19 protein-coding genes are annotated in these 26,110 nt (G+C 72.5%); 12 read left to right on the forward strand and 7 right to left on the reverse strand.

Annotated elements, in window-relative coordinates:
- Nucleotides 1-92: 92 nt before the first annotated feature.
- Nucleotides 93-1,517: an aldehyde dehydrogenase family protein gene (locus ACLQ3B_RS12925; RefSeq protein ID WP_425780431.1), complete on the reverse strand. Its 1,425-nt coding sequence runs from the start codon at nucleotides 1,515-1,517 to the stop codon at nucleotides 93-95.
- Nucleotides 1,518-1,673: 156 nt separating this feature from the next.
- Between ACLQ3B_RS12925 and ACLQ3B_RS12930 the strand changes: the two genes are divergently transcribed.
- Entirely contained in the window at nucleotides 1,674-2,924 is a 1,251-nt protein-coding gene (locus ACLQ3B_RS12930; protein WP_425780433.1) for a DUF222 domain-containing protein, read from the forward strand.
- Between the two features lie 1,104 nt (nucleotides 2,925-4,028).
- Complete coding sequence (locus ACLQ3B_RS12935) at nucleotides 4,029-5,609, forward strand: DHA2 family efflux MFS transporter permease subunit (protein WP_425780435.1); 1,581 nt, start codon at nucleotides 4,029-4,031, stop codon at nucleotides 5,607-5,609.
- Nucleotides 5,610-5,663: 54 nt separating this feature from the next.
- Here ACLQ3B_RS12935 and ACLQ3B_RS12940 read toward each other — a convergent pair whose 3' ends face one another.
- The 4 genes from ACLQ3B_RS12940 to ACLQ3B_RS12955 all read right to left on the reverse strand — a co-directional run bounded on the left by ACLQ3B_RS12940 (nucleotide 5,664) and on the right by ACLQ3B_RS12955 (nucleotide 9,232).
- On the reverse strand, nucleotides 5,664-6,125 hold the full coding sequence (locus tag ACLQ3B_RS12940; protein WP_425780437.1) for a DUF5709 domain-containing protein: 462 nt from the start codon (nucleotides 6,123-6,125) through the stop codon (nucleotides 5,664-5,666).
- Between the two features lie 121 nt (nucleotides 6,126-6,246).
- Nucleotides 6,247-7,131, reverse strand: coding sequence for an alpha/beta fold hydrolase (locus ACLQ3B_RS12945; RefSeq protein WP_425780439.1), 885 nt, complete (start codon nucleotides 7,129-7,131; stop codon nucleotides 6,247-6,249).
- Nucleotides 7,132-7,244: 113 nt separating this feature from the next.
- Nucleotides 7,245-8,168, reverse strand: a complete 924-nt coding sequence (locus tag ACLQ3B_RS12950; RefSeq protein ID WP_425780441.1) for an RNA polymerase sigma factor — start codon at nucleotides 8,166-8,168, stop codon at nucleotides 7,245-7,247.
- A 95-nt stretch (nucleotides 8,169-8,263) separates the two neighbouring features.
- Entirely contained in the window at nucleotides 8,264-9,232 is a 969-nt protein-coding gene (locus ACLQ3B_RS12955) for a helix-turn-helix transcriptional regulator (protein WP_425780443.1), read from the reverse strand.
- 145 nt (nucleotides 9,233-9,377) lie between these two features.
- Between ACLQ3B_RS12955 and ACLQ3B_RS12960 the strand changes: the two genes are divergently transcribed.
- From ACLQ3B_RS12960 to ACLQ3B_RS12970, 3 genes are read left to right on the forward strand one after another with little or no spacing between them, the layout of a single operon-like run.
- Complete coding sequence (locus ACLQ3B_RS12960) at nucleotides 9,378-10,124, forward strand: alpha/beta hydrolase (RefSeq protein ID WP_425780895.1); 747 nt, start codon at nucleotides 9,378-9,380, stop codon at nucleotides 10,122-10,124.
- Nucleotides 10,121-11,290, forward strand: a complete 1,170-nt coding sequence (locus ACLQ3B_RS12965) for a winged helix DNA-binding domain-containing protein (protein WP_425780445.1) — start codon at nucleotides 10,121-10,123, stop codon at nucleotides 11,288-11,290. Before ACLQ3B_RS12960 ends, ACLQ3B_RS12965 begins: the two co-directional genes overlap by 4 nt.
- Nucleotides 11,291-11,327: 37 nt before the next feature.
- Nucleotides 11,328-12,110: a YqjF family protein gene (locus tag ACLQ3B_RS12970; RefSeq protein ID WP_425780447.1), complete on the forward strand. Its 783-nt coding sequence runs from the start codon at nucleotides 11,328-11,330 to the stop codon at nucleotides 12,108-12,110.
- On the opposite strand, the gene ACLQ3B_RS12975 is transcribed toward ACLQ3B_RS12970, so the two are convergent.
- Nucleotides 12,104-13,081 (reverse strand): aldo/keto reductase, encoded by a 978-nt coding sequence (locus ACLQ3B_RS12975; RefSeq protein WP_425780449.1) that lies wholly within the window; start codon nucleotides 13,079-13,081, stop codon nucleotides 12,104-12,106. The genes ACLQ3B_RS12970 and ACLQ3B_RS12975 overlap by 7 nt on opposite strands.
- Nucleotides 13,082-13,211: 130 nt before the next feature.
- Between ACLQ3B_RS12975 and ACLQ3B_RS12980 the strand changes: the two genes are divergently transcribed.
- The 7 genes from ACLQ3B_RS12980 to ACLQ3B_RS13010 all read left to right on the forward strand — a co-directional run bounded on the left by ACLQ3B_RS12980 (nucleotide 13,212) and on the right by ACLQ3B_RS13010 (nucleotide 23,036).
- The gene (locus ACLQ3B_RS12980) at nucleotides 13,212-14,483 is read left to right on the forward strand and encodes an SGNH/GDSL hydrolase family protein (protein WP_425780451.1); all 1,272 of its coding nucleotides are present in this window, start codon (nucleotides 13,212-13,214) and stop codon (nucleotides 14,481-14,483) included.
- A gap of 130 nt (nucleotides 14,484-14,613) precedes the next feature.
- On the forward strand, nucleotides 14,614-15,216 hold the full coding sequence (locus ACLQ3B_RS12985; protein ID WP_425780453.1) for a dihydrofolate reductase family protein: 603 nt from the start codon (nucleotides 14,614-14,616) through the stop codon (nucleotides 15,214-15,216).
- Between the two features lie 219 nt (nucleotides 15,217-15,435).
- Nucleotides 15,436-18,105, forward strand: coding sequence for a glutamate--cysteine ligase (locus ACLQ3B_RS12990; protein ID WP_425780455.1), 2,670 nt, complete (start codon nucleotides 15,436-15,438; stop codon nucleotides 18,103-18,105).
- Between the two features lie 98 nt (nucleotides 18,106-18,203).
- The gene (locus ACLQ3B_RS12995; RefSeq protein WP_425780457.1) at nucleotides 18,204-19,982 is read left to right on the forward strand and encodes an N-acetylglutaminylglutamine amidotransferase; all 1,779 of its coding nucleotides are present in this window, start codon (nucleotides 18,204-18,206) and stop codon (nucleotides 19,980-19,982) included.
- The gene (locus ACLQ3B_RS13000) at nucleotides 19,983-21,827 is read left to right on the forward strand and encodes a S9 family peptidase (protein WP_425780459.1); all 1,845 of its coding nucleotides are present in this window, start codon (nucleotides 19,983-19,985) and stop codon (nucleotides 21,825-21,827) included.
- Between the two features lie 17 nt (nucleotides 21,828-21,844).
- Complete coding sequence (locus ACLQ3B_RS13005; RefSeq protein WP_425780461.1) at nucleotides 21,845-22,408, forward strand: hypothetical protein; 564 nt, start codon at nucleotides 21,845-21,847, stop codon at nucleotides 22,406-22,408.
- A gap of 73 nt (nucleotides 22,409-22,481) precedes the next feature.
- Nucleotides 22,482-23,036, forward strand: a complete 555-nt coding sequence (locus tag ACLQ3B_RS13010; RefSeq protein ID WP_425780463.1) for a dihydrofolate reductase family protein — start codon at nucleotides 22,482-22,484, stop codon at nucleotides 23,034-23,036.
- 7 nt (nucleotides 23,037-23,043) lie between these two features.
- Here ACLQ3B_RS13010 and ACLQ3B_RS13015 read toward each other — a convergent pair whose 3' ends face one another.
- Nucleotides 23,044-26,085, reverse strand: coding sequence for a BTAD domain-containing putative transcriptional regulator (locus ACLQ3B_RS13015; protein ID WP_425780465.1), 3,042 nt, complete (start codon nucleotides 26,083-26,085; stop codon nucleotides 23,044-23,046).
- Nucleotides 26,086-26,110 lie beyond the last annotated feature (25 nt).

The following is a 26,110-nucleotide window of genomic DNA, read 5'->3' on the forward strand; positions in this document are numbered from 1 at the left end:
CATGGTTGTAGTGGTGTGCGAGGCGATCGAGGCCACTACATCCAGCACGATCTTGGGGTCGGGCCGGGCCGGGTCGGGCCGGGCTGGTTCGGTCAGCGCTGGATGGACTTGGTCTCCAGGAACTCCTCCAGCCCGAAGCGGCCGAACTCGCGGCCGTTGCCGGAGTGCTTGTAGCCGCCGAACGGGGCGAGCGGGTTCCAGTGGCCGGCGTTCACGTCGACCTGGCCGACGCGCAGCCGCCGGGCGATCGCCAGCGCATGCTCCGGCTCCCCGAAGACGCCGCTGGTCAGGCCGTACAGCGTGCCGTTGGCGATGGCCACGGCCTCCTCCTCGTCGGCGTAGGGGATGATCGTCAGCACCGGACCGAAGATCTCCTCCTGGGCGATCGCGGAGGCCGGGTCGACGTCGGCGAAGATCGTCGGCTGGACGTAGGCCCCGACGGGCAGCCCCTCGGGCCGCTGCGGGCCGCCGAACACGAGCCGGGCGCCGTCGGCGATGCCCCGCTCGATGTAGCCGACGACCTTCTGCCGGTGGGCCTCGGACGCCAGCGGGCCGATCCGGGTGGCCTCGTCGCCCGGGTCGCCGACGGTGTACTGCTTCGCGGCTTCGACGGCCAACGCCACGACCTCGTCCTGACGGGAGGCGGGCACCAGCATCCGCGGCCACGCGCCGCAGACCTGACCGCCGTTGGAGAACGCCATCATGAGACCCCGCTCGACAGCGGAGGGCAGGTCGGCGTCGTCGAGGATGATGTTCGCGCCCTTGCCGCCCAGCTCCAGCGCGACCCGCTTGACTGTCGCCGCGGCCACCGCGGAGATGCGCTGCCCGGCACGGGTGGAGCCGGTGAACGAGATCATGTCGATGTCGGGGTGGGCGGAGATCGCCTCGCCGACTGTCGCGCCGGTGCCGTAGACGACGTTGAAGACACCCGCCGGTACGCCGGCCTCGGCGGCGACCTCGGCGAGGATGCGCGCGGTCAGTGGGGCGTTCTCGGACGGCTTGAAGACCATCGTGTTGCCGGCGAGCAGGGCCGGCGCCAGCTTCGAGACGATCTGCTGGAGTGGGAAGTTCCACGGCGTGATCGCGCCGACCACGCCGACCGGCTCGCGGACGATCAGCGAGTTGCCGACCTCCTCGGTCCAGGCGAAGTCGTCGGCCAGGCCGACGACGGACTCGACCACAGCGGCCGGGAACGCGACCTGGGCGGTCCGGGACATACCGATCGGAGAGCCCATCTCGGCGGTGATCGCCTGGGCGATCTCCTCCGTGCGGGCGGCGAGGCCGGCGCCGAGGCGGCGCAGCACGTCCGCCCGGTGCTGCGGGGTGGTCGCCGACCAGGCCGGGAAGGCCGCCCGGGCGGCGGTGACAGCGTGGTCGACGTCGGCGGCGGTGCCGGCCGCGGTCTCGGCGACGACCTCGCCGGTGGCCGGGTTCACGACGGGAAGGGTGTCGGCGGAGCCGGTGACGGTCTCGCCAGCGATCCAGTGGCCGGCGACGGTGTGGGTGGAAGGTGTCATGGACCGACCGTCGCACCGTGCCGGAACCCCAACCAGGTGCGGTCTATCCAGGGTTCGGCGATCCCTGGCTGAGGCCCGGCCGGCAGAGCGCACCAGGTCGGCCGCAGATCGATCATGATGACTGAAAGTGTCGTACACCTGTTCTAAGGTCGGGTCGTGGTCGAGGAGTTGACGCAGGCAGAGGACGCCATCGCGGCCTGCGCCGAAACGGCCGTCTGGGCACTGCCCGAGACCGAGCTGATCGCCGCGCTCGACACCGCGCACCGCGTCGAGCAGCGTCTCGCGGCGGCAAAGCTGGCCCTGATCCGTGAGCTCGACGGTCGACGCACCGCCACCACGCACGGTGCCTCCTCCACCGCGGTCTGGCTCCGCGAACGGTTACGCCTCACCGTCCCGGCCGCCCGCCGCCTCGTCGACCTCGCCGCCGTCCTGGACACCGGCAACCCCGGGGTACACCACGCGCTGGCCGATGGTCACCTCACCGTGGACCAGGCCCGGGTCATCGCGGACACGGTCGACAGCGTGCAGACCACAGCCGGTCCTGAGGCCGCCGACAAGGCCCTCGGAGTGCTCGTCGACTGGGCCGGGCAATTCGATCCCACCCTGCTCCGCAAACTCGGCACCCGCATCCTCGACCACGTCGCACCCGACATCGCCGACGCCGCCGCCAAAGCCGCGCTGGACGCCGAAGCCCGCCGCGCCACCCGCGACCGCCACCTCACCCTCTCCACCCTCACCGACGGCCGCCTGCGACTCACCGGCGTCCTCGACACCGAGACCGCCGGGCTGCTCCGCGCCGCCATCGACCCACTCAGCGCACCCATGGGCCCCGACGACCAGCGCACGCCCGGGCAACGCCGGCACGACGCTCTCAGCGACGTGTGCCGCCTCGCCCTGCGCACCGGCGAGTTGCCCGAGCACGGCGGTGATCCCGCCCAGATCGTCGTCACCACCAGCTACGACGGGTTGACCCGGCAACTGGGCGGCGGCACCCTCGACACCGGCCTGCACCTGACCGCCGAGGCCGTGCGCCGCCTCGCCTGCGACGCCGCCGTCCTCCCCGCCGTCCTCAGCGGAGCCGGCCAACCACTCGACCTCGGCCGGCAACGTCGTCTCATCACCGGCCCCCTCCGGCGAGCCCTGGTGCTGCGGGACGGTGGCTGCGCCTTCCCGGGCTGCGACCGACCGCCGCGTTGGTGCGACGCCCACCACATCCACCACTGGGCCGACGGCGGCGACACAAGCCTCACCAACGCCGTCCTACTCTGCGGCCACCACCACCGGCACCTGCACCACAGCGACTGGGCGGTGCGATTGGCAGGCGACGGCCAGCCCGAGTTCGTGCCACCGGCCTGGCTCGACCCCGCACAGGTCCCTCGCCGCAACCACTACCACCGACGAACGTGAGCACCGCCGGCACACAACGATCACCCGGTCAGCCGGCCGATCGAGGGGTCAGTGCAGCACGCCCACTCCCGCGGCCACCGACGCGAAGAGAGTCGCGGCCAGGGCCCCACTTCGTCTCAGCTGCCGGGGTGGTGCGAGAGGCGCGCGATCAGGATCGGGCACGCAGGTCGGCCGCGATCTCGCACCCGATTCCCTTGTTCGTGCGGAGATCAGCGCGATTCTCGGTTCGACCTCGCCGCCGTGCCGTGGGTGGACGCGCCAACCCTCACGAACGGTGGTCGCGTCGCCGTCGCACAGCCGATCCCCGGGCCTCACCGAGCTGATCCGGACCGACCCCTACCCTGTGCCGTGACCACAAACGTCACGGTTTTGGTTGACACGCCGTTGGTCTGACACGCGTTGGCGTTGCGACGTCAGGCTGTGGCGGTGGCGGGTCTCGTACGTGTGCGGCCGCACAGGCACCGGTTCACGATCCGGGTATGGCGGACATGGTCGTTCTGGCGTCGGCAGGCGGCAAGCGGAAGCCCGGGTTGGCGTCGAAAGCTAGGAGTTCGCTGGCAGCAGCACAGCGAAGGGATGGGCGCCGTCATGCAGAATCTCGAGCCCCGGCTCCGGCTGCTGCTCCAGTCAACGGCCATCGGACTGACCGAGACGCTCGCCGCCACGTGATGAGCACGGCCGGCGCGGCCGGCTGGAGCCGGCTGCGCGGCCTGTCCGGCACTGCACGGTCGAGCCGCAGGTCGACGCCGTTGGCCAGCCGGATCTCCCACAGGACGAGGCGACCGTCCACGACCTCACGCATCGTCCTCAGGAGCCCTGTCGGCGTGGCTGGTCTTCGCCGGGTGGTCAACCCGGCCAACGTTTCTGGTCAGGGTCCTGGCTCGCGGCTCTGCCGGCTGACGCCACCCCGACGTCCGGCCACAGTCGGACGGCCGTTCGGATATGCGGACCGGCGGTCACGAAATCCGGCGGCGAATCGTCACAGTTGGCGGTTAGTCTGCCTCCGCGCGTCGCTGCCCCGGCACGTCGCGCCCCGCGCCTGGTTGGCGCGGCATCGCCGCCACCGCCCACCATCGGCCGGCTCAATCGACTTCGGGAGAGTTAGTGACACAGCAATCCGTCGCGACATCGGACAAGCTCGACGCCGCGGTGCTCAAGGTGGCGGGCGTCGTCGTCCTTGGCGCGATCATGTCGATCCTCGACGTGACTGTGGTCAGCGTGGCGCTGCCCAAATTCCAGAGCGAGTTCGACGCGTCCTACGCCCGCGTCGCCTGGACCATGACCGCCTACACCCTCGCCCTCGCCACCGTGATCCCGCTCAGTGGGTGGGCGGCGGACCGGTTCGGCACCAAACGGCTCTACATGGTGGCGTTGGCCCTGTTCACGATCGGGTCGGGCCTCTGCGCCATGGCCGACACGATCGGCGAGCTGATCGGCTACCGGGTCCTGCAGGGCCTCGGCGGCGGCATGCTCATGCCGCTGGGCATGACCATCATGACCCGGGCGGCCGGGCCACAACGGATCGGCCGGTTGATGGCCGTCCTCGGCATCCCGATGCTGCTGGGGCCGATCTGCGGCCCGATCCTGGGTGGCTGGCTGATCGACACCGCGAGCTGGCACTGGATCTTCCTGATCAACCTGCCGATCGGCGTGATCGCCCTGATCTACGCACAGTTCGCGCTGCCGAAGGACGCGCCCGAGCCGTCCGAGTCGTTCGACTTCGTCGGCATGCTCATGCTCTCGCCGGGTCTCGCCCTCTTCCTCTACGGCGTCTCGTCCCTGCCGGAAACGGGCACCTTCGCCGAGGCCAAGGTCTGGGCCCCGATGCTGGTCGGCGGCGTGCTGGTGGTGGCGTTCGTGCTCTACTCGTTCAAGCCTCGGCACCCGCTGCTCGACCTGCGGCTGTTCCGCAACCGCAGCCTGACCATCGCGTCGGTGACGATGTTCGTGTTCATCATCGCGTTCATGGGCGCCGGTCTGCTGTTCCCGAGCTACTTCCTCCAGGTGCGCGGTGAGTCGACGCTGGCCGCCGGTCTGCTGATGGCCCCGCAGGGCATCGGCGCGATGATCACCATGCCGATCGCCGGCACGCTCGCCGACCGGGTTCCGATCGGGCGGACCGTCCCGTTCGCGTTGGGGCTCATCGTCGTCGGGTTCTTCGGCTTCACCCAGGTCGACCCGCAGACCTCGTACTGGCTGCTCGGTGGGTCGCTGTTCGTGATGGGTCTGGGCATGGGCGGCACGATGATGCCGATCATGACGTCGGCGCTGCGGACGTTGCAGTCGCAGGATGTGGCGCGCGGCTCGACGCTTGTCAACATCCTCCAGCAGATCGGCGGGTCGATCGGCGCCGCCGTGATGTCGGTGATCCTCACCAACGAGCTGAACGGTTCCCGGCCGATCCCCGGCCTGGTCGACGAGAGCGGCAAGCCGATCACCGAGGCCGGGCTGGCCATCGCCTCCCAGCAGCGGCCGGAGCTGCTTCAGCAGATGCCTGTCGATCCGTCGCTCATCGAGCGCGGGCTCGACTTCGCCGCCAAGTCGTTCGCCACCACGTTCTGGGTCGCGTTCGCGTTGGTCGTGCTCACCTTCATCCCGGCCGCGCTGCTGCCGCGGCGACGTCAGCCGGCGCAGCTCGACGACCCGCAGGGCGAGCAGGTCAGGACGCCCGTCGTCATCCACTGACCGGCGCCGCCGCGCTCGGCACCCGGTGCGGTGCCGAGCGCGGCGGGTACGGCGTCAGCGCAACGGACCGTCGCCGGGCCCGTCCGGGTCCTCGACCACGTGGATCGCCGCCTCCTCCGCGCTGGCGGCACCCGCGTCGATGCCAGCGTCCCACGCCACCGACTCGGCCTCGTCGTCCTCGCGGACGCCCTCGTCGTAGGCGACGAGACGACCGGCGCGCGCCTCCGCGTCGTACCCCCGGCGGGTCAGTTCGTCCTCGTCGTCGCCGCCCTCGGCGTACGGGTCGACATCCGGCACCTCCTGGGCCAGGTGTTGCGCCAGCGACTCGCCCGCCCGCTCCTCGGCGGGCGTGGTGCCGAAGCGGTTCGCCGCCGTCCAGTGGTCCTCGGCGACGATGCCGGTGTCGAGGGGGTCGCCGACCCGGTCGTCGTCGAGGGTGTCGGAGGCGTCCAGAACCCCGTCGTCCTCGGCCACGTTCCACTCGTCGACGGAATCCACCCGTTCGGTCTGGCTCACGGCGGTCTCCTCTTCGTCAGGGTGCAGCAAAGTGCTCAGCCTATGACCGTGCAACGCGACAGCGCCCCGAGGCCTGCCCGCTGTGACGAACGGACCTCGGGGCGCGCTGCGCCGCGGTGGGTCACCGCTTCAGCAGCTCCGCCACGGCGTCGGTGAACTCCACCGGCTGCTCGATGTGCGCGAAGTGTCCGCTTCGCTCCAGCGTCACCAGCCGCGAGTCCGGAAGCCCCGCGTGCAGCTGCTCCGCCCAGCGGGGGCCGCAGATGAAGTCGTACGCCCCGACGATCACCACGACGGGCACGGTGATCTCACCCAGGTCGTCCCGTACGTCGAAGGGCGTCGGGTCCTGCGCGCCGGCCGGTGTCGACCAGATCCGGACGGCAGCCTGAAACGGGGCGAACTCGTCCTGTCGATCCCAGAAGTCCGCGAAGTACACCGGCAGGGCGGCGCGCAGAGCGGCGCCCAGCGACTCGTCGTCCGTCGCGGCACCGATCTGCCCGAAGGCAGCCGGGACCGCCGCCGCCTCCGGCCGGTCCGGGTGCCGCTGCGGGTAGGCGGCGAGGCCGGCCATGGCCTCGGCCCAGAACTCGGCGCCGGTGACGGGTGAGGTGTCGTACAGGGCGAGGCCGGCGACCCGGTCCGGGTGGGTGAGCGCGTACCGCTGGACGACGAAACCGCCGTGCGAGTGCCCGAGGAGGTACACCCGGGGTTCGCCGAGGTGCTCGACGACGGCGTGCAGGAACCGGACATACGTGTCGAGACGGTAATCGCCGGGGGTGTCGAGCTGCCCCGACGCGCCCGTGCCCACCGGCTCGACGTAGACCATCGTGAAGTGCGCCTCCAGGCTGGGCGTGCGCAGGTACGCCCACTCGATGCCCGGGCCGCCGGAGTGCGCCACGCAGACCGGGCCGGTGCCGGCGACGTGGTAGACCTGCCGAACGCCATCGACGGTGAACGTGTGGGCACCGGGCGCGAGGGCGCTGACGTCGTGGCTGGTGAAACCCATGAACTATCTCCCGATCCGAGACCCGCGCGGCGTCCGCCGACACGGCAACTGGTGCATGACACGGACCAGATGCGCGGGTCGAGGGAAAAGTTCGCTCGGTCGGGAAAGTTTCTTCAGACCCGAGCGGGGACGGGGTGGAAGAGGGTCAGTTGGCGTACCCGGCCCTCGCGCAGCACCTGCAACCACAGCGCCGCGGGTGGGCAGTGCTCCGGGTCGTCGGGAGGGCTGATCAGGTCGGTTTCCCAGATCAGCACGTTGCCGCTGGACACCACGTTGCGCAGCCGCTGACGTACCCCGGCGGCCAGGTCGCGGTTCATGCCACCGATCGCCAGGTCCCGGCCGCCGCGCGGGCCACCCGGCACGATCATCTCGGCGTTCGGCCACCAGCTATCGCGGACCACCCGCTCGAAGTCCCCGCCCATCGCCGCGGTGAGCATGTCGCTGCCCTCCCGCCACCGCGTGTCGTTGAAGGTGGCGACGTCCGCGTGCGCCGTGGTCGCCGCCGTGCGGAGGCCACCGGCGAGCGCGCGGCGGGCGTGGCTGAGGCGGCTGCGGACGGTGCCGACCGGCACGCCACACACGGCCGCGATCTGCTCGTACGAGGACGCGTCGCTGAAGTATCGCAGCAGGGTGACGAGGCGGTCAGGTTCGGACAACTGCCCGACGGAGTGCCACACCCAGTCGCGCATCGCGGCCCGGTCCAGTGCCTCCTCCGGGGTGGGCGTGTCGGCCGGGCGGGTGAACCACTCCGGTTCGGCGACCGGGACGGCTCGCGGCCCACGCAACGCCGTCCGACTGTTGTTGCGCACGATGGCCCGCAACCAGGGGCCGACGGCGCTCGGGTCGCGGACCTCGCCGATGCGGCGCAGGGCGACGACCATGGTGTCCTGCACCGCGTCCTCGGCGTCCGGCCCGTAACCGAGGACGCTCAACGCGACGGCCCGCATCCCGGCCTCGTGGCGGGCCAGCAGCGCCCCCAGCGCAGCCGCGTCTCCCGCCTGCGCGAGCACGACCAGCTCCCCGTCGCTCTGCGTCACGCCCTGTTCCTCCCCGAAACACCTGTTCTGAACGGTTGTGCTCCATCAAGCGTACGGCGGACCGACGTGCCGACGACCCGGGCCGGTCGGCCGTCCTACGCTGCGGACGGGCTTGCGGCGCGGGTCGCCCGGGTGCCGATCTGCCGCAGGTGCGCGATCAACTCCGGAGGCTCGTGCACCTCCATGTCGCAACCGAGAGTCAGCAGACGCCACGCCAGCCACTCCAGGGTGTCGGCGTTGCTGCGTAACCGACACGAGGTCGCGTCGATCGGCTCCAGATCGACGCCGGCGCCGCCGAGCGGGCCCGCCATCTGCTCGATCGGCGCGTGCAGCGTCACCACCGCCCGGTAGACAGGCGTCAGCTCAAGCAGCTTCTCCGTCATGAACGAGGCGGCGTCGGACGCCGGCAGTTGCCGGGCGGCGACCCGGGTCCGCGTGGGCCGCAGGTCGGTGATCCGGTCGACCCGGAAGATGCGCCAGTCGTCGCGGTCGTTGTCGTAGCCCACCAGATACCAGCGCCGGCCCGCCGACACCAGCTTGTACGGCTCGACGAGCCGTTCGGTGTCCACGCCGTCGCGACGGCGGTAGGTGAACCGCAGTTGCTCCCGGTTGTTGACGGCGCCGGCCAGCGCGCTCAGGTGCGCCGGGTCGACAGTCGGTCCCGCCCAGGTGAGCAGCGGTTCGGTGGCCGCACCCAGCGCGCTGACGCGGTGCCGCAGCCGGGACGGCAGCACCTGTTCGAGCTTTGTCAGCGCCCGTACCGAAGCCTCTTCGATGCCGGCCACCGCATGACCGGCGGCGGTGCGCAGACCGACAGCGATCGCCACCGCCTCGTCGTCGTCGAGCAACAGCGGAGGCATCGCCTTGCCGGCCACCAGTCGGTAACCGCCGATCGCGCCCATCGTCGCCCGCACCGGGTAGCCGAGGTCGCGCAGTCGCTCCACATCGCGGCGAATGGTGCGCAGGCTGACGCCGAGCCGGGTGGCCAGTTCGCTGCCGGGCCACTCGCGCGGCGTCTGCAACAGCGACAGCAGGCCCAGCAGTCGGGCGGGGGTGTCGGACATGATCCCAGAATGCCAGCGATGTGTGCCAGAACCTGTCCTATATGGGCCGTAGCGTTTCCGGTATGACGCCATTTCGCATCGACATCCCGCAGGCGGACCTCGACGACCTGCTCATGGCGGGGATCCCGCGCAGGCGTTTCACGTGGTGGTGCCGTCGGTGCCCGGCTACGGTTTCTCGCAGGCGCCGCCGGCCGGGTTCACTATCGACCGGCTCGCCCGGATGTGGGTCGAGCTGATGGCCCGCCTCGACTACCACCGGTACGGGACCCAGGGCGGCGACCTCGGTGCGTACATCGCGCCACGGGTGGCCGCGGTGGCGCCGGAGCAGGTCGTCGGCGTGCACATCGACGGCGGGTTCGGCTTCCCGACCGCCGCCGACGTGCCGGACATGACCGAGGCGGAGCGCGCCGAGTGGGAGCAGATGCAGCAGTGGATGAGCGCTGGCGTCGACCATCACGCGCTGCTGCGGGCAGCGCCGCAAACTTTCTCGTACGCCTGGGACGACTCGCCGGTCGGGTTGCTGGCCTGGATGATGCAGAAGTTCAAGGAGTTCACCATGACGGTACCGACACCGGAGCAGGCCATCGGTCGGGACCACCTGCTCACCAATGTGAGCCTCTACTGGTTCACCGGCACGTCAGGAACGTCGTCGTGGCCCATGTACGAGCGACTCACCGTCGCCGACGACGGCGGTTTCGCCTGGCCCACGGGCCAGCGGCGAGTGCCGTCCGGTGTGTACGGAGGCGGCTCCGCGCTGATGCGCCGCCTCGCCGAGCGAGACAACACCATCGTCCACTGGCCGCAGGGCAACCCGGGCAGCCACTTCGTGGCAATGGACGAGCCGCTGGCGCACGCGGCGGACATCCGCGCGTTCTTCGAGGGCCGGCGATGACCGACCTGAGCTGGGCGCAGGTGTCCGCCCGACGCCTACAGCGGCACCGGCTCGGCACACCGGTGGTGGACGCGGCACCGGAGGCGGCACCGGACGCCGGACGCGTCGCCGACGTGGTGTCGGCCATCTGCGGCGCGCACGCCCAGATCGCGTCGGCCGCCGAGTTGTCCATCGGCCTGCGGGTGCCGGGCACGACCCGCGCCCTGGTGCGCCGGGCGCTGTGGACCGACCGCACCCTGGTCAAGAGCCGTGGGCCACGCGGGACCGTGCACCTGCTCGCCGCGGCGGACCTGCCGATGTGGGTCGGCGCGCTTACCGCGTTGCCGGCGCCGTCCTGGGAACGGAGTGGGGTCCTGCTGACGCCCCGGCAGACCGAGCAGGTCCTCGCGGCCATCGCCGACGCGGTCGCCGAGGCCGACCTGACCACCGCCGAGCTGACCGAGGAGATCGTCGCCCGTACCGGCCCGTGGGCCGGCGACCTGGTCATGGAGGCGTTCCAGGACAAGTGGCCCCGGTGGGTCGCCGCGATGACCGCCGCCACCCGGAGCGGAGTGGTCTGCTTCGGCCCGAATCGCGGTCGGGCCAGCACGTACACCAGCCCGACCCGGTGGCTGCCCAACTTTGCGCCGATGCCCGGTCCGGCCGCCCTGGCCGCACTCGTCCGCAGCTACCTGCACGCGTACGGGCCGGCCACCCCGGCGCAGTTCGCCAGGTGGCTGGGGGTGCCCTCGGGGTGGGCGACGTTGCTGTTCGACTCGCTGGACCTGACCGAGGTGACGGTGGAGGGCACCCGGGCCTGGGTGAGCGCCGACGACACCGAATTCCCCGACGACCGGCCGTCCGGGTTGCGGTTGCTGCCCTACTTCGACGCGTACGCGGTCGGCTGCCACCCCCGCGAGCGGCTCTTTCCCGGTGCCGCCGCCGACCGGGCACTGGCCGGCGGCCAGGCCGGCAACTATCCGGTGCTGCTGGTGGACGGGGTGGTGGCCGGCGTGTGGCATCAGCGCCGCTCCGGCCGCTCGATCCGCGTCACGGTCGAGCCGCTGGGGACGCTCGGCGCCGCCCGGCAGCGGGCGCTGGGGGAGGAGGTCGAACGGGTCGGGGAGATCATGGAGGGTAAGGCGTCGCTGACCATCGGCGCCGTCAGTGTCGGTCCGCACGCCTGAGACCACGCCGGCCAGTCGCCTGGGCCAGGATGAGGGCGTGCACCCGGAACCGGTAGACCACGCGCCCCGGCAGGCGTTCCCCTGGGCGCTCCTGCGCCAGCGCTGGGAGGACCTCACCTTCCTGCACTGGGCCGTCGCTCCGGCTCTCGTCGCGCCGTTGCTGCCCGCCGGCACTCGTCCGGACACGGTGCAGGGAGTCAGCTACGTCGGACTCATCGGCTTTCGGATGGTCGGGCTGGGCCTCGGTCGTGGCCCGGGGGTGCCCTACTTCGGCACCTTCTGGGAAACCAACGTCCGGCTCTACTCCGTCGACGACGCCGGCCGACGAGCTGTCGTGTTCCGGTCGCTCGACGCGTCCCGCCTGGTGCCGGTGCTCGTCGCGCGGGCGACGCTGCGCCTGCCGTACCTCTGGTCGTCGATGCGGATGGATCGCGACGGCGACCGTCGCACCTACCGTTGTCGGCGGCGTTGGCCCGGGCCGGCGGGCGCGACGAGCCGGATGGTGGTGCGGGTGGGGGAGCGGATCGTCGACCCGACCCCGCTCGAACACTTCGTCACCGCCCGTTGGGGGCTGCACACCCGGGCGTACGGGCGCACGCTGCACCTGCCGAACTGGCACCCGAGCTGGCCGCTGCACCGGGCCGAACTGCTGCACCTGGATGACGAGTTGGTCGCCGCCGCCGGGCTGCCGGCACCGGTCGGGCCGCCGGTCAGCGTGCTCTACTCGCCAGGTGTCGGGGTCAGGTTCGGCCCGCCGGTGGCGGCCCGGCCACGTGGTGCCGGGCCGCCACCGCACCACGGGCCGGCGGAGCCTCAGTAGCGGCCACCCTCGGGTGCGGGCAGCGCGTCCAGGTCGGCCAGATCCTCGGCGGCGAGCCGCACGTCGGCGGCCGCGCAGTTGTCCACCAGGTACTTCGGCGTCTTGGTGCCGGGGATCGGGATGACCTGGCCACCCTGGGCGACCACCCAGGCCAGGGCGACCTGCGCAGGGCTGGAGCCCACCCGGTCGGCGATCTCCCGGACCCGGGCGACGATGGCGAGGTTGGCGCGCAGCGCGTCCTGCTGGAAACGCGGCAGGCCCCGCCGGAAGTCGTCGGCGGGTAGGTCGTCGAACGAGGTGAACCGGCCGGCGAGGAAACCGCGACCGAGCGGGGAGAACGGCAGGAAGGCGATGCCCTGCTCGGCGCAGTACGGCAACACCTCGGTCAACGGGTCGCGCGTCCACAGCGACAACTCGGACTGCACCGACGCCACCGGGTGCACCGCCTGGGCCCGCGCGATCTGCGTCACCGTCACCTCGGACAGCCCGATCTGTCGGGCCTTGCCCGCCGCCACGACCTCGGCCATCGCACCCCAGGACTCCTCGATGGGCACCTCCGGGTCGACCCGGTGCAACTGGTAGAGGTCGACGTGGTCGACGCCGAGCCGGCGCAGGCTCTCGTCGATCGCCGCGCGGATGTGCTCCGGCCGGCCGTTGTTACCGATCTTCGGTAGTTTGTCGGGGCCGCCGGTCGGGGAGGTGGCGACCAGGCCGACCTTCGTCGCCAGCACGGCCCGCTCCCGGTGACCGCCGGCCAGCGCCCGCCCGACCAGCTCCTCGTTGGTGTACGGCCCGTACACGTCCGACGTGTCGATCAGCGTCGCGCCCAGGTCCAGTGCCTGTCGAATGACGGAGATCGACGTGTCGTCGTCGCGAGGGCCGGTGATGTCGTAACCGTGGGTCATGCCCATGCAACCGAGGCCGATGACGCCGACCTCGGGACCGGTGCTGCCCAACGTGGTGGTTCGCATGCGCCCCACGCTACGACCGGCGCGGCCGACCCGCACCCGCGGTAGGAGAGAAGATCGTAAGGGAACGGTAAGGCGGTCGGAGCACTGTGAACCACAACGCTTCACCCACAGTTTCCGAAGGGACACTCCCGTGTCGATCTGGACAGTTCGCATCCTTCCCGTACTCACCGCTCTGCTCCTGCTGGTGCCGGCGGCCCCGGCGAGCGCCACGACCACCGGGCGCGACGGCCCGGGCGGCTGGTCGACCGCCTGGTCGGCGGCACACCACCACCCCGTGCCGGGCAATGACTGGGACGGCCCGAACTGGTCCGTCCCCGGCTTCGCCGACCAGTCGGTACGCCAGGTGGTCCGGGTCGGCGCCGCCGGCCCCCTGATCCGGATCCGACTGTCCAACCGGTACGGCAGCCAACCGCTGCGACTGACCGGGGCCACCATCGGCCGGCCCAGCTCCGGGGCCGAGGTGCGGCCCGGCACCCTGCGTCCGGTCACCTTCGACAGGCGACGGTCGACCACCGTGCCGGTCGGCGCCGAGACCACCTCCGACGCGGTGCTCCTGCCGGTACGGGCGCTGGAGGCGCTGACCGTCACGTTGTACTTCGCCGGTCCCACCGGTCCGGCGACCTTCCACCAGGGCGGGCTCACCAGCACGTACCGCGCCACGGGCGATCACCGTTTCGATCACCGCGCTGCCGCGTTCTCCGGTGAGACCAGCCAGTCCTGGTATCACCTCGCCGGCGTGGACGTTGCCGGGTCACCTCGCACCCGGGGCACGGTGGTGACGTTCGGTGACTCACAGACCGACGGCTACGGTTCCACACCTGGCGCCGACAACCGCTACCCGGACCAGTTGGCCGAGCACCTCGTCGCCGCCGGCCGCCCGCTGGCCGTTGCCAACGCCGGTATCAGCGGCAACAAACTGCTCGCCGACTCACCGTGTTACGGCGAGCGGGGCGTCAACCGGTTCCGGCGCGACGCGCTCGGGCTACCGGGCGTACGGGTCGCGGTCGTCCTGCTCGGCATCAACGACATCGGTGGCGGCGGCTACCCCGACTTCGGCTGCGGCGCCTCGCCCGTGGTGACCGCCGCCCAGCTCATCGACGGTCACCGGGCGCTGATCCGGGCCGCCCGCGCCCACCGGGTCACCGTCATCGGCGTCACGATGCCGCCGATCAAGAACGCGACAGGCTACGACACCGTGCGCAACGAGATGGTCCGTGACGAGGTGAACCGCTGGATCCGCGACGGTGGAGAGTACGACTCCGTCGTCGACCTCGACCGGATTCTCGCCGATCCGACCGACCCGGACGCCCTGCGGCCCGCCTACGACCAGGGCGACCACCTGCACTTCAACGACGCCGGGGCGAGCGTCGCGGCTGCCGCCGTCGCCGCGCGGGTCGGCTGAGCACACGCCGTCGGAAAAAGATCTGGCGAACGTGTCGAGGACGGTCGCACCGGCTTCGACCATGGGTAGAGGGCCGGGAGAACCCGGTTTCGCCGACGAGCCGATACGGCACGGACCGAGGAGTGGATCGATGACGAAGGTGACGACCGGGGCGACGATGTCGTTGGACGGCTACATCGCGGACGCGTCCCACGGCGGCTTCGAGTACCTCTTCCGGTGGTACGAGAACGGCGACGTCGAGACGCCGACGGCCAACCCGGAGATGACCTTTCGGACGTCCGCCGCGAGTGCCCGGCATCTGCGGGCGCTCACCGAGCGGACCGGCGCGCTCGTCGTCGGCCGGCGACTCTTCGACATCACCAGCGGGTGGGGCGGTCGGCATCCGATGGACGTGCCCGTCGTGGTGGTCACGCACAGCGTGCCGGAGGGTTGGGCGCCCGAGAACGACTCCTTCGTCTTCGTCACCGACGGCATCGAGAGCGCCATCGCCCGGGCGAAGGCGATCGCCGGCGAGAAGGAGGTCGGTGTCAACGGCGGCACCATCGCCGCCCAGGTCATCGAGGCCGGACTGCTCGACGAGGTGCACGTGGACCTCGTCCCGGTCCTGCTCGGCGCCGGCATCCCGCTCTTCGCCGACCTGAAGATCGCGCCACTCCAGCTCGACGGCCCGTTCAGCGTCGTCGAGGGCGACGGCGTCACCCACCTGGCCTACCGGGTACGCCCAGCGGCCTGAACGTCGCGGGGACCGATCCGGCCAGGGCCGGTCCCCTCGTGGCCACCTTGCCCCCACCGGCCGGTGGGATACCCCGACGCCACCGGCCGATATCACCCGTCCCTGAGCAGCCCGGCCAGAACGGGCGCGTCACCTTAACGCGCCGGAAACACCCCCGGTACCAACCCTGGGAACGCTCGTCGGACAGTCGAGACCACCGACACGCGAACCGGGGTGACCATGGCCGACAACACCACGAACGCGCCGACGTACGACGGGCCGGTGGGCCGGTCCGGCAACGGCCGGACGCTGCCCGCCCCCCGCATGAACCCGGTCCTGTCGCTGGACGACGGTGACCCGGCGGACCTGGCCACGATCGGCGTGGAGGAGGAGTTCCACGTCGTCGACCTGCACACCCGGGAGTTGGTGCCCCGCGCCGGGGAGTTGCTCGACCGGTTGCCGGCGACCTCGTTCACCGCCGAGTTGCACCGCAGCGTGGTGGAGACCAACACCGCGGTCTGTCGCACCCTGGACGAGATCCGCGCCGAGCTGACCCGGCTGCGTCAGGCGGCCGTCCAGGTCGCCGACCGGGCCGGGCTGGGCATCGTGGCGGCCGGTACGGTGCCGCTGCGCGCCGACGGCGACCCGAGTGTGACGCCCACGTCCCGCTACCGGCGGATGCTCGACGAGTACCAGCTGCTCGCCCGGGAGCAGCTGATCTGCGGAGCGCAGGTGCACGTCGGCGTCTCCGACCGGGACCTGGCGGTGGCGGTCACCCGTCGCGTCCAGCCGTGGCTGCCGGTGCTGCTCGCCCTCTCCACCAGCTCGCCGTACTGGATGGGTCAGGACAGCGGCTACGCCAGCGTCCGATCGTTGGTCTGGCAACGCTGGCCCACCGCCGGCGACCCGGGCGAGGTGACCAGCGCCGCGGACCACGAGGCGCTGGTCGCCGAGCTGATCTCCTCCGAGACCATCACCGACCCCGCCATGATCTACTTCGACGTCCGGCCGTCGGCGCACGTGCCCACCGTGGAACTGCGGATCACCGACGCCAACGCCGACGTGGAGACCATCGTCCTGCTCACCGGCCTGTTCCGGGCGCTCGTCCGCCGGGAGGTCGCCGCCCTGCGCGCCGGGGTGGACCGCACGGCCGTACGACCACCGGTGCTGCGCGCCGCCCTGTGGCGGGCGGCCCGCTCCGGGCTGGAAGGCGACCTGCTCGACCTGCCCCGGTCGGCCCGACCGGTTCCGGCCGCCCAGGCGGTTCGCCGCCTGGTGACCGACCTGCGCCCCCAGTTGGAGGCGACCGGGGACTGGCAGCAGGTCAGTGAGCTGACCCGGTACGCGCTGCAACACGGCAGCTCGGCGGCGCGGCAGCGGCGGGCGTACGAGCGGCGCGGCCGGTTGGCCGACGTGGTCGACCTGCTGCTCGACGAGACCCGGGGCCGGGTCCGAGGGCCGCTGCCGGGTGCGCCGACACCGCCGACGCTGCCCACGTACGCCGATGCCGGCGACGAGGTCTTCGGACCGGCCGGACCGCAGCCGGCGTACGCCCCGATGCTCGCGGCCCTGCGCCAACTCGGCGCAGGGGTGCTGCGTCAACGCGAGCACGACCGGGACGAGGAGCAACGGGCCCGGGGGGTGACGTTCAGCGTGGCCGGCGAGGCGAGCACCCGGCTCTTCCCGGTGGACCTGGTGCCCCGGGTGGTGCCCGCCGCCGACTGGCGGACGCTGCGGACCGGCCTGGTGCAACGCGCCCGCGCCCTGGACGCGTTCCTGCGCGACGTCTACGCCGACCGGGCCGTGGTGGCCGACGGGGTGGTGCCGGCGTGGTTGGTGGAGTCCTCACCCGGGCTGCGCCCGACCGGCGCGCTGATGGGCCGTCGGGGCACCCGCGCCCAGGTGTCCGGGACCGATCTCGTGCGGGACCCGGACGGCGGCTGGTACGTGTTGGAGGACAACCTGCGGGTGCCCTCCGGGATCGGCTACGCGGTGCAGAACCGTCGGCTGACCCAGGCGGTGCTGCCGGAGCTGCCGGTGCCGGAGGACCTGCTGCCCGCCGACGAGACGCCGGCGATGCTGTACCGGGCGTTGGTCGCGGCCGCGCCCGCCGCCGCCGCCGACCCCGCCGTGGTGGTGCTCAGCAGCGGCCCGGGTGATCCGGCGTGGTTCGAGCATCGGCTGCTCGCCGACGAGATGGGTGTGCCGCTGACCGAGACCAGCGACCTGCTGGTGGAGGAGGGCCGGGTGCGGTTGGTCCGCGAGGGCTGCCGCCGCGAGGTCGACGTGATCTACCTGCGGATGGATGAGGAGGCGTTGCTGCACGCGCCGGGCGCGGACGGGGTGCCGTTGGGGTGGCCGCTGCTCGCCGCGGTGCACGCCGGGCGGCTCACGCTGGCCAACGCGCTGGGCAACGGTGTCGGTGACGACAAGGCGCTGTACGCGTACGTGCCCCGGCTGATCGAGTACTACCTGGGTGAGAAGCCGCTGTTGGGGGACGTGCCGACGTACCTGTGTGGGCTGCCCGAGCAGCGGGCCGAGGTGCTCGGGCGGCTCGACGAGCTGGTGCTCAAGCCGGTCGACGGGTACGGCGGTGACCGGGTGGTGATCGGCCCCCGGGCCGAGGCGGAGGAGTTGGACGCCGTCCGGGAACAGATCCTCGCGGCCCCGCACCGGTGGATCGCCCAGGAGATGATCGCGCTGACCACGCACCCGGTCTTCGACGGCACGGCGCTCGCTCCCCGCCACGTCGACCTGCGGGCGTTCGTGTTCCTCGGTGACACCGCCGAGGTGGCGCCGGTCGCGCTGACCCGGGTGGCGCCCGCCGGCAGCATGATCGTCAACTCGTCGCGCGGTGGCGGGTCGAAGGACACCTGGCTGCTCGGTGGAGCCGACGAACCGTCGGTGTAACCCACGCTTGACCCACCCGTCATCGGGACGCAACCCGGTCCGCCAAGCCTGGACCGGTCAGCGGCCCCAGCGGATCCAGCCGAGGAGAGGTGCGTGCCATGTGCGGTTTCGGAGGCGAGTTCCGCCTCGACGGGGCGCCAGCTGACCTGGCCGCCGTCGAGCGGATGCTCTCCGACCTGACCCCCCGGGGCCCGGACGGCGAGGGACGATGGCAGCAAGGGTCGGTGGCGCTGGTGCACCGCCGGCTGCGCATCATCGACCTGTCCGACGCGGGCGCCCAGCCGATGGTCGACCCCGAGCTGGGCCTGGCCATGGTCTTCAACGGCTGCGTCTACAACTACCGGGAGCTGCGCGACGAGCTGACCGCCGCCGGTTACTCCTTCCGGTCCACCTCGGACACCGAGGTGATCCTCAAGGCGTACCACAGGTGGGGGACGGCCTGCGTCGAGCGGTTCTACGGGATGTTCGCGTTCGCCCTGGTCGAGCTGGCCACGCACACCCTGGTGCTGGCCCGGGACCGGCTCGGCATCAAGCCGCTCTACCTGGCCGAGACGCCGGGCCGGGTGCGCTTCGCCTCGACCCTGCCGGCGCTGCTCGCCGCCGGTGACGTGAACACCGACCTCGACCCGGTGGCGCTGCACCACTACATGAGCTTCCACTCGGTGGTGCCGCCGCCGCGCACGATCCTCGCCGGGGTCCGCAAGTTGCCGCCGGCCACCGTGCGGGTGATCACCGCGGACGGCCGGAGCACCGACACCACCTACTGGCGACCGGAGTTCAACCGGGCCGCCGCGCCCGCGATGTCCGCCGACGAGTGGCAGGAACGGCTCATGGCGGCGTTGCGCGCCGCCGTACGACGGCGGATGGTCGCCGACGTGCCGGTCGGCGTGCTGCTCTCCGGCGGTCTGGACTCCAGCCTGATCGTCGCCCTGCTGGCCGAGCAGGGGCAGACCGGGCTGGCCACCTTCAGCATCGGCTTCGAGGCGGCGGCGGGGGAGAGCGGCGACGAGTTCCACTACTCCGACCTGATGGCCCGCCACTTCGACACCGACCACCAGCAGATCCGCATCGGCGCGCAGCGGTTCGTCCCCGCCGTGCACCAGGCGATCGCGGCGATGAGCGAACCGATGGTCAGTCATGACTGCGTCGCGTTCCACCTGCTCTCCGAGGAGGTCTCGGAGCGGATCAGCGTTGTGCAGTCCGGGCAGGGCGCCGACGAGATCCTCGCCGGCTACGACTGGTACCCGCCGATGGCGAACGTCGCCCGCGCGGACGCCGTCGAGGCGTACGCCCGGGTGTTCTTCGATCGTCGCCACGACGCGCTCGGCGGGCACCTGGCGCCCGAGTGGATGCTCGACCACGACGCCAGCCTGGAGTTCGTCACCGCGCACTTCGGCGTGCCCGGCGCGGACACCGCGCTGGACGCGGCGCTGCGCCTGGACAGCCTGGTGATGCTTGTCGACGACCCGGTCAAGCGGGTCGACAACATGACGATGGCCTGGGGGCTGGAGGCCCGCGTGCCGTTCCTCGACCACGAGGTGGTCGAGCTGGCGGCCGCCTGCCCACCGGCCATGAAGCTGGCGCAGGGCGGAAAGGGTGTGCTGAAGGCGGCGAGCCGGGGCATCGTCCCGGACGAGGTGATCGACCGGCCGAAGGGCTACTTCCCGGTGCCCGCCATCCGGCACCTCTCCGGCCCGCTGCTGGACGACGTGCGGGACGCGCTGACCGCCCGACCGGCGCGCGAGCGGGGCCTGTTCCGCAAGGATTACCTGGAGGAGTTGCTGGACGCGCCGAACGCCCGGCGGACCACGCTGGGCTCCAACGCGCTCTGGCAGCTCGGGCTGCTGGAGCTCTGGTTGCAGCGGATCGGGGTTTAGATGAGCGTACGGATTGAGACGCCGCGCACCACCCGCCGGGCCCGACCCGCGAGCCACCGGCCGGTGTCGCCGTCGGTGCCCACGAGCGAGGACTTCGCCCCGGCGCCGTCCCCCGACGGCCGGCGGGTGGCGTTCCTCTCCGACCGGGCCGGAACGCCAGGCGTCTGGGTCTGCGAGGTCGACGCGGGCGCGCCCGTCGCGCTGCCGGTGGGCGACGAGCCGGTCCTCGCGCTGAGCTGGTCCCCGGACGGCCAGTGGCTGGCCTGCGTCGTCGCCCCCGGGGGCGCGCCCCGCACCGAGCTGTGGGTGCTGCGCCCGGACGGCAGTCGACGCCACCAGGTCGCCGGGTTCGGTCGCCGCAGCGCCGCGCTGGCCGGCTGGCTGCCCGACGGCGCGGTGCTGGCGGTCACCGAGACCGACGAGCGCGGGCGGGCCCTCCTGGTCGACGCGGTCACCGGGCGCCGACGGGTGCTCGCCGAGGGCGACCTGCTCACCCTCCTGGACGTGACCCCGGACGCCGGAGTGGCGCTGCTGCGTCGCGGCCCGCGCAACGCCCGCTGGCTGGAGCTGCTCGACGTGGCGACCGGCGTCCGGCGGCGGCTGTTGCCGGACACCGGGCGGGGCAGCACCGACCAGGGTTGGTTCGGCCCGGACGGCACGAGCGTGCTGGCCCGCACCGACGCGTACTCCGAGCTCGCCGCGTTGGTGCGGGTCGACCTGACCCGACCGGACCAGCCACCGACCCGGCTCGCCGGGCGACCGGACGCCGAGCTGGAACACGTCACGCCGAGCGCGGACGGGCAGCGCGGCGCGCTGCTGTGGAACACCTACGGCGGGCGCAGCGAGCTGAGCCTGCTCGACTTCGCCAGCGGTGTGCAGCGGGCCGTCGCCGCCCCCGGCGAGGTGCTCGGCGACGCCGTCTTCGCCGCCGACGGCGGTCTGCTCTGTCTCAGCGCGCAGGGGCCGGTGCGGCCCCGGGAGGTGTGGCTGGTCGACCCGTCGACCGGGGCGTCGCGCCCGCTGCGGTCGGACACCGCCCCGCAGACGGACGACGCCGGTGTCGCGCCGCAACTTGTCGACCTGCGTGCCCGAGACGGGCTGCCGCTCTCCGGCTGGCTCTACCGCCCGGCCGGGCCAGGCCCCTGGCCCACCGCGATCAGCCTGCACGGTGGCCCGGAGGCGCAGGAGCGTCCCGGCTACAACCCGCTGTTCCAGGCCCTCGTGGCGCAGGGCATCGCGGTCTTCGCGCCAAACGTCCGCGGGTCGTCCGGGTTCGGCCGGTCGTTCGTCGCCGCCGACAACCTCGCCGGCCGGTACGGTGCGATCGCCGACGTGGCGGCCTGCGCCGACTACCTCGTCGACGCCGGCGTCGCCCGGCCTGGTCAGCTCGGCTGTCTGGGCCGCTCCTACGGCGGTTACCTGGTCCTCGCGGTCCTGGTGAACTTCCCCGGGCTGTTCGCCGCCGGGGTCGCCGAGTGTGGCATCTCCGACTTCCGGACCTTCTTCGCCGGCACCGAGCCGTGGATCGCCGCCGCCGCCGTCAGCAAGTACGGCGACCCGCAGCGGGACGCCGACCTGCTGCGCGACCTCTCCCCGCTGACCCACGTCGACCGGCTGGACGTGCCGGTGCTGCTGATCCACGGCGCCAACGACACAAACGTGCCGGCGGGCGAGTCGGCGCAGGTCGCCGAGGCCCTCGCCGCCCGGGGCGTGCCGCACGGGCACCTGGTGCTCGACGGGGAGGGGCACGACTTCCTGGCCCGGGCCAACGCCGAGGCGGCCCGTACGGCCACCACCGCCTGGCTGACCCGGCACCTCGCCGCGACCGCGACCGTCGTCGGCTGAGGCGTTATCCTGCGCCGGTGGAGGTCGCGGCGCAGGGCGAGCGGTTGGCCGCGGACCTGGGTCGCTGGCTGGCCGAGGTGACCTTCGTCGACCTGGACACCGACGAGGTCACCGCGCGGGTGATCGACGCGGTGGTGCGGTGGGCCGAGGCCCAGGGCTGGCGGGTCTACCGGCGCGCGCCCAGCGTGCTGCCGTTGCCGCCGCCGCTGGAGCAGCGACACTCGGTTATCGACGTGGCCTGTGCCCGCCCCGACGGTCCACCCGTCGTGGTGGAGGTCGACCACACCGACCGGGCCCGTACGGTGCAGAAGCTGCGCGCGGAGGCGGACGCCGGCCGGATCCCGATCTGGGTGCGGTGGGGCGTCGGGCGTTTCACCGCGCCGCCACCGCCGGTGCGGATGGTGGCCGTCGAGGTGACCCGGCGGGCCGGGCCGGCCGGGCGTGGTCGTCTGCACAGCCGCGTCGGTGACCGTCCCGCCCCGGCCCACTCGACAGGCGGCGGCACGGTGACCCCGCAGGCGCTGCCGATCCCGTCCACCGATCCGACGCCGGGCCCGCAAGAGCCGGGTAAGGGCGCCTGAAGCGAATCGTAAGCGGGGGCCGGCAGAGTTCTGGGTGTCACCGGAGAACACGACGAAAACCCAGGAGATTCCGATGCGCAAGCTCATCAACTCGACCTACATCACCCTCGACGGCGTCATCGACAACCCGATGTGGACCATGCCGTACTTCGACGAGGAGGCCATGGGCCTCGCCGCCGAGCAGACCGAGGCAGCCGACGCGATGCTGATGGGACGGGCCACCTACGACGGCTTCTCCTCCGTCTGGCCGAACATGGACGAGAGCGACCCGACCACGGGCGCCGCGTTCTTCAACAACGTCAAGAAGTACGTCGCCTCGACCACCCTGACCAACCCCACCTGGAAGAACACCGAGGTGCTCCAGGGCGACCTGGTCGAGGCGGTCACCGCGCTCAAGGCCCAGGAGGGCAAGAACATCATCCAGTACGGCTTCGGCTCGGTCACCGCCGAACTGATCAAGGCGGGCCTGGTGGACGAGGTCCGCTTCTGGATCCACCCGGTGCTGGAGGGCGGCCCCAGCCTCACCGTGGCACTGAGCGACGTCAAGGCCTCGTTCGACCTGGTCGACACCCGGGTGCACAAGAGCGGCGTGATCGTCGCCTCGTACGCGCCGAAAGCGACCGCCTGAGCGTCGGTCAGAGCTGGGCCCGGGCCTCGCTCGGGCTCAGCTGCGCGCCCTCGGCGAGCAACGCGTCGAAGCGCTGCGGTCCGAGTTCGGCTCGCAGCCGTGCGGTCACCCGGTCGGTGTCGTCGCGTTCGGCCGGCGCGGCGGGGGACTGCGTGGCGAGCCGGGCGGCGGCCGCGGCGCCCAGCAGCCGGGCGGCGACCTCGGGGGAGCGCACCGCCGACGCCATCCCCTCCAGCGGGTTGATCGCGTCCCGCATCGTCGCCATCGCCTCGGCGACCTCGAATGCCTCGATGTGTAGGGCCAACGCGGCGTCCGGGTCGCCGCCCAACTCGACGGCGTAGCCCAGCTCCACCAGCACCATCGGCAGGTAGAGCGCGGGTTGGCTCTCACCCCGGCCCAGGTCGGCGAGGTGGGTGAGGTGGGTGACGGCCAGGTCGAGCTTGCCGTCCCGGCGGGCGGCCAGGCCAAGGCTCATCTCCGCGAAGATCAGGGCACCGGGCGAGCCCTGTTCCACCGCCAGGTCGTACGCGCGTTCGCCAAGTTCCCGGCCCTGGGCGTAGTCGCGGGTCTGCACGGCGATCCAGGCCAACCAGGACAGCTCGGCGCAGACCTGCGGCCACAGCGCCAACTCCTCGGCCCAGCGCAGCCCCTCCCGGTGCAGCGCGGCGGCGCGCTCGTGCTGACCGCGCATGTCGGCCAGCCCACCCACCCACTCCGTCGCCCGGAGCCGACCCCACCGGTCGCCGAGGTCGGCGAACAGCGCGGCGCTGCGGGTAGCGGTGCGCTCCAGGGTGGCCTGGTCGCCGTTGGCGTGTGCGAGGTGGGCCAGGGAGGTGAGCACCGCGGCCTCGGTCCACCTGTCGGCGGCGGCGGTGGGCAGCAGCTCCGACACCAGGGCCAGGTCGCCGTGCTCGATCACCGCGTTGGCCGCGAACCAGGCGGCGTGACCGGCCGGGTCGGCGGCCACCGCGGCGCGCACGTCGTCCGGTGCGACCGCCGCACCCTGCGACAGGGCGAAGCCCACCCGCCAGGGGGCCGCGCGGGCCTCCTGTTCCGGGTCGCCGGGCACGGCCAGCGCTCGCCGCGCCTCGGTGAGCCGGCCGCGCAGAAACCAGTACCAGCTCAGCGCGACCGCCAGGCGCAGCCCGCCACCGTGCGCCAACGCCGACCGCAGGTTCGCCAGCTCGGCGTCGAGCAACGCCAGCCAGCGTTGCTGGTCGGCCCCGCGCAGCCCGGGGTCGGCGCGCTCGGCCAGCTCGGTGTAGTAGCCGGCGTGCCGGGCGCGTACCTCGTCGGCGTCGCTGAGGCGTTCCAGGCAGAACGCGGCCACCGACTCGAGCAGCCGGTAACGGGGCGTCGCGCCGGAGTCGTCGAGTACCACAAGCGACCGGTCCACCAGCCGGGCGAGGGCGTCCAGGTCGGTTCGGCAGACGTGTTCGGCGGCCTCCGGGGTGCAGCCGTCCGGGAACACCGCCAGTTGGGCGAGCACCACGCGGTCGGGCTCGTCCAGGAGGTCCCAGCTCCAGCCGATCACCGCGGTCAGCGTCCGCTGCCGGGGCGGCACGTCCCGCTGGGCCGTGGTGAGCAGCCGGAACCGGTCGTCGAGCCGGTCCACCACCCCGCGTACGCCCAGGGCACGGACCCGGGTCGCGGCCAGCTCCAGCGCCAGCGGCAGACCGTCGAGGCGGCGGCACAGCTGGGCGACGGCGGTCGCGGTCTGCCGGTCGAGGTGGAAACCGCGCTGTTGCGCGGCGGCGCGGGCGACGAACAACCGGGCCGCCGCCGAGCGCCGGACCGCGTCCAGGTCACCGTCGTCCGGCACGGGCAGTGGGGGTACCTCCCAGAGCAGCTCACCGGTCAGCCCGAGTGGCTCCCTGCTGGTGGCCAGCACGCCCACCCCTGGCACGTCGCGCAGCAGCCGGGCGACCAGCTCGGCGACCGGTTCGATGACGTGTTCGCAGTTGTCCAGCACGAGCAGCAACTGCCGGTGCCGCAGGGCGGTGACCACCCGATCGGTGGGGGACAGCGTCGTTCCGGCGGCCTCGTGGGCGCCCAGGACGCCGAGCACCTGTTCGGCGACGGGCGCGTCACCGGCCGGGAGCGGGGCCAGCTCGACAAGTTGGACGCCGTCCGGGAAGGACGCCGCGCGGGCCGTCTCGGTGGCCAGCCGGGTCTTGCCGACGCCACCCGGCCCGACAAGCGTGACCAGCCGCTGCCTCGGCAGCAGCGCCCGTAGCTCGGCCAGCGCGTCGGCCCGCCCGATCAACTCGTCGAGCGGGGCGGGCAGGCTGTTCCGGGTGAACGCCGCCTTCGGCGGGGCGCTCAGGCCGGCGTCCTGTTCGAGGATCCTGCGGTGCAGGGCGACCAGCTCCGGGCCGGGGTCGAGGCCCAACTCCTCGGCGAGCCGGGCCCGCAGGTCGGCGTAGCTGTCCAACGCCTCGGACTGGCGGCTGGCCGCGTACAACGCCCGCAACTGCACCGCCCGCAGGCCCTCGCGCAACGGATGCTTGGCGACCAACTCGGCCAGGTCCGCGGCCACCAGGTCGTGCTCCCCCCGGGCCAGCCGGGCCTGCGCCAACCGCTCCTGCACGACGAGGCGCTGCTCGGCGAGGCGGGCCGCCTCGGCACGTACGAACTCGGCGTCGGCCACGTCGGCGTACGCCTCGCCGCGCCACAACGTGAGCGCCTCGGTCAGCCGCTCGACGTCGGCGCAGCGGGCCAACTCGTCGAAGCGGTCGACGTCGAGCGTGTCGACCCGCAGCAGGTAGCCGGGTGGTCGGGACTCGACCAGCTCACGGGCCCCGGGCTCGGCATCGTTGAGCGCCTTGCGCAGCTGCGACACCCGCACCTGCAGGGCGCCGGCCGGGTTGGCGGGGGCGTCGTCACCCCACAGGTCGTCGATGAGGCGGTCCGCCGAGACCACCTGGTTGCGGTTGGCCAACAGGTCGGCCAGTAACGCCCGGACCTTCGTGCCGGGCACCACCACCGGCTCGCCGGCGTCCGTGGTCACGGCGAGCGGCCCGAGCACCCCGAACTGCACGGCGATCATCCTAGTACTCCAGCCGCACCTGACC

The sequence above is a fragment of the Micromonospora sp. DT53 genome (assembly GCF_049841535.1).
Lineage (GTDB): Bacteria > Actinomycetota > Actinomycetes > Mycobacteriales > Micromonosporaceae > Micromonospora.

Bases quoted from the DNA above. Each gene is read 5' to 3' on its own strand.
- ACLQ3B_RS12925 (WP_425780431.1), bottom strand. From the start codon at position 1,517: ATGACACCTTCCACCCACACCGTCGCCGGCCACTGGATCGCTGGCGAG.
- ACLQ3B_RS12945 (WP_425780439.1), bottom strand. From the start codon at position 7,131: ATGGGTTTCACCAGCCACGACGTCAGCGCCCTCGCGCCCGGTGCCCAC.
- ACLQ3B_RS12955 (WP_425780443.1), bottom strand. From the start codon at position 9,232: ATGTCCGACACCCCCGCCCGACTGCTGGGCCTGCTGTCGCTGTTGCAG.
- ACLQ3B_RS12965 (WP_425780445.1), top strand. From the start codon at position 10,121: ATGACCGACCTGAGCTGGGCGCAGGTGTCCGCCCGACGCCTACAGCGG.
- ACLQ3B_RS12975 (WP_425780449.1), bottom strand. From the start codon at position 13,081: ATGCGAACCACCACGTTGGGCAGCACCGGTCCCGAGGTCGGCGTCATC.
- ACLQ3B_RS12985 (WP_425780453.1), top strand. From the start codon at position 14,614: ATGACGAAGGTGACGACCGGGGCGACGATGTCGTTGGACGGCTACATC.
- ACLQ3B_RS12990 (WP_425780455.1), top strand. From the start codon at position 15,436: ATGGCCGACAACACCACGAACGCGCCGACGTACGACGGGCCGGTGGGC.
- ACLQ3B_RS12995 (WP_425780457.1), top strand. From the start codon at position 18,204: ATGTGCGGTTTCGGAGGCGAGTTCCGCCTCGACGGGGCGCCAGCTGAC.
- ACLQ3B_RS13000 (WP_425780459.1), top strand. From the start codon at position 19,983: ATGAGCGTACGGATTGAGACGCCGCGCACCACCCGCCGGGCCCGACCC.
- ACLQ3B_RS13010 (WP_425780463.1), top strand. From the start codon at position 22,482: ATGCGCAAGCTCATCAACTCGACCTACATCACCCTCGACGGCGTCATC.
- ACLQ3B_RS13015 (WP_425780465.1), bottom strand. From the start codon at position 26,085: ATGATCGCCGTGCAGTTCGGGGTGCTCGGGCCGCTCGCCGTGACCACG.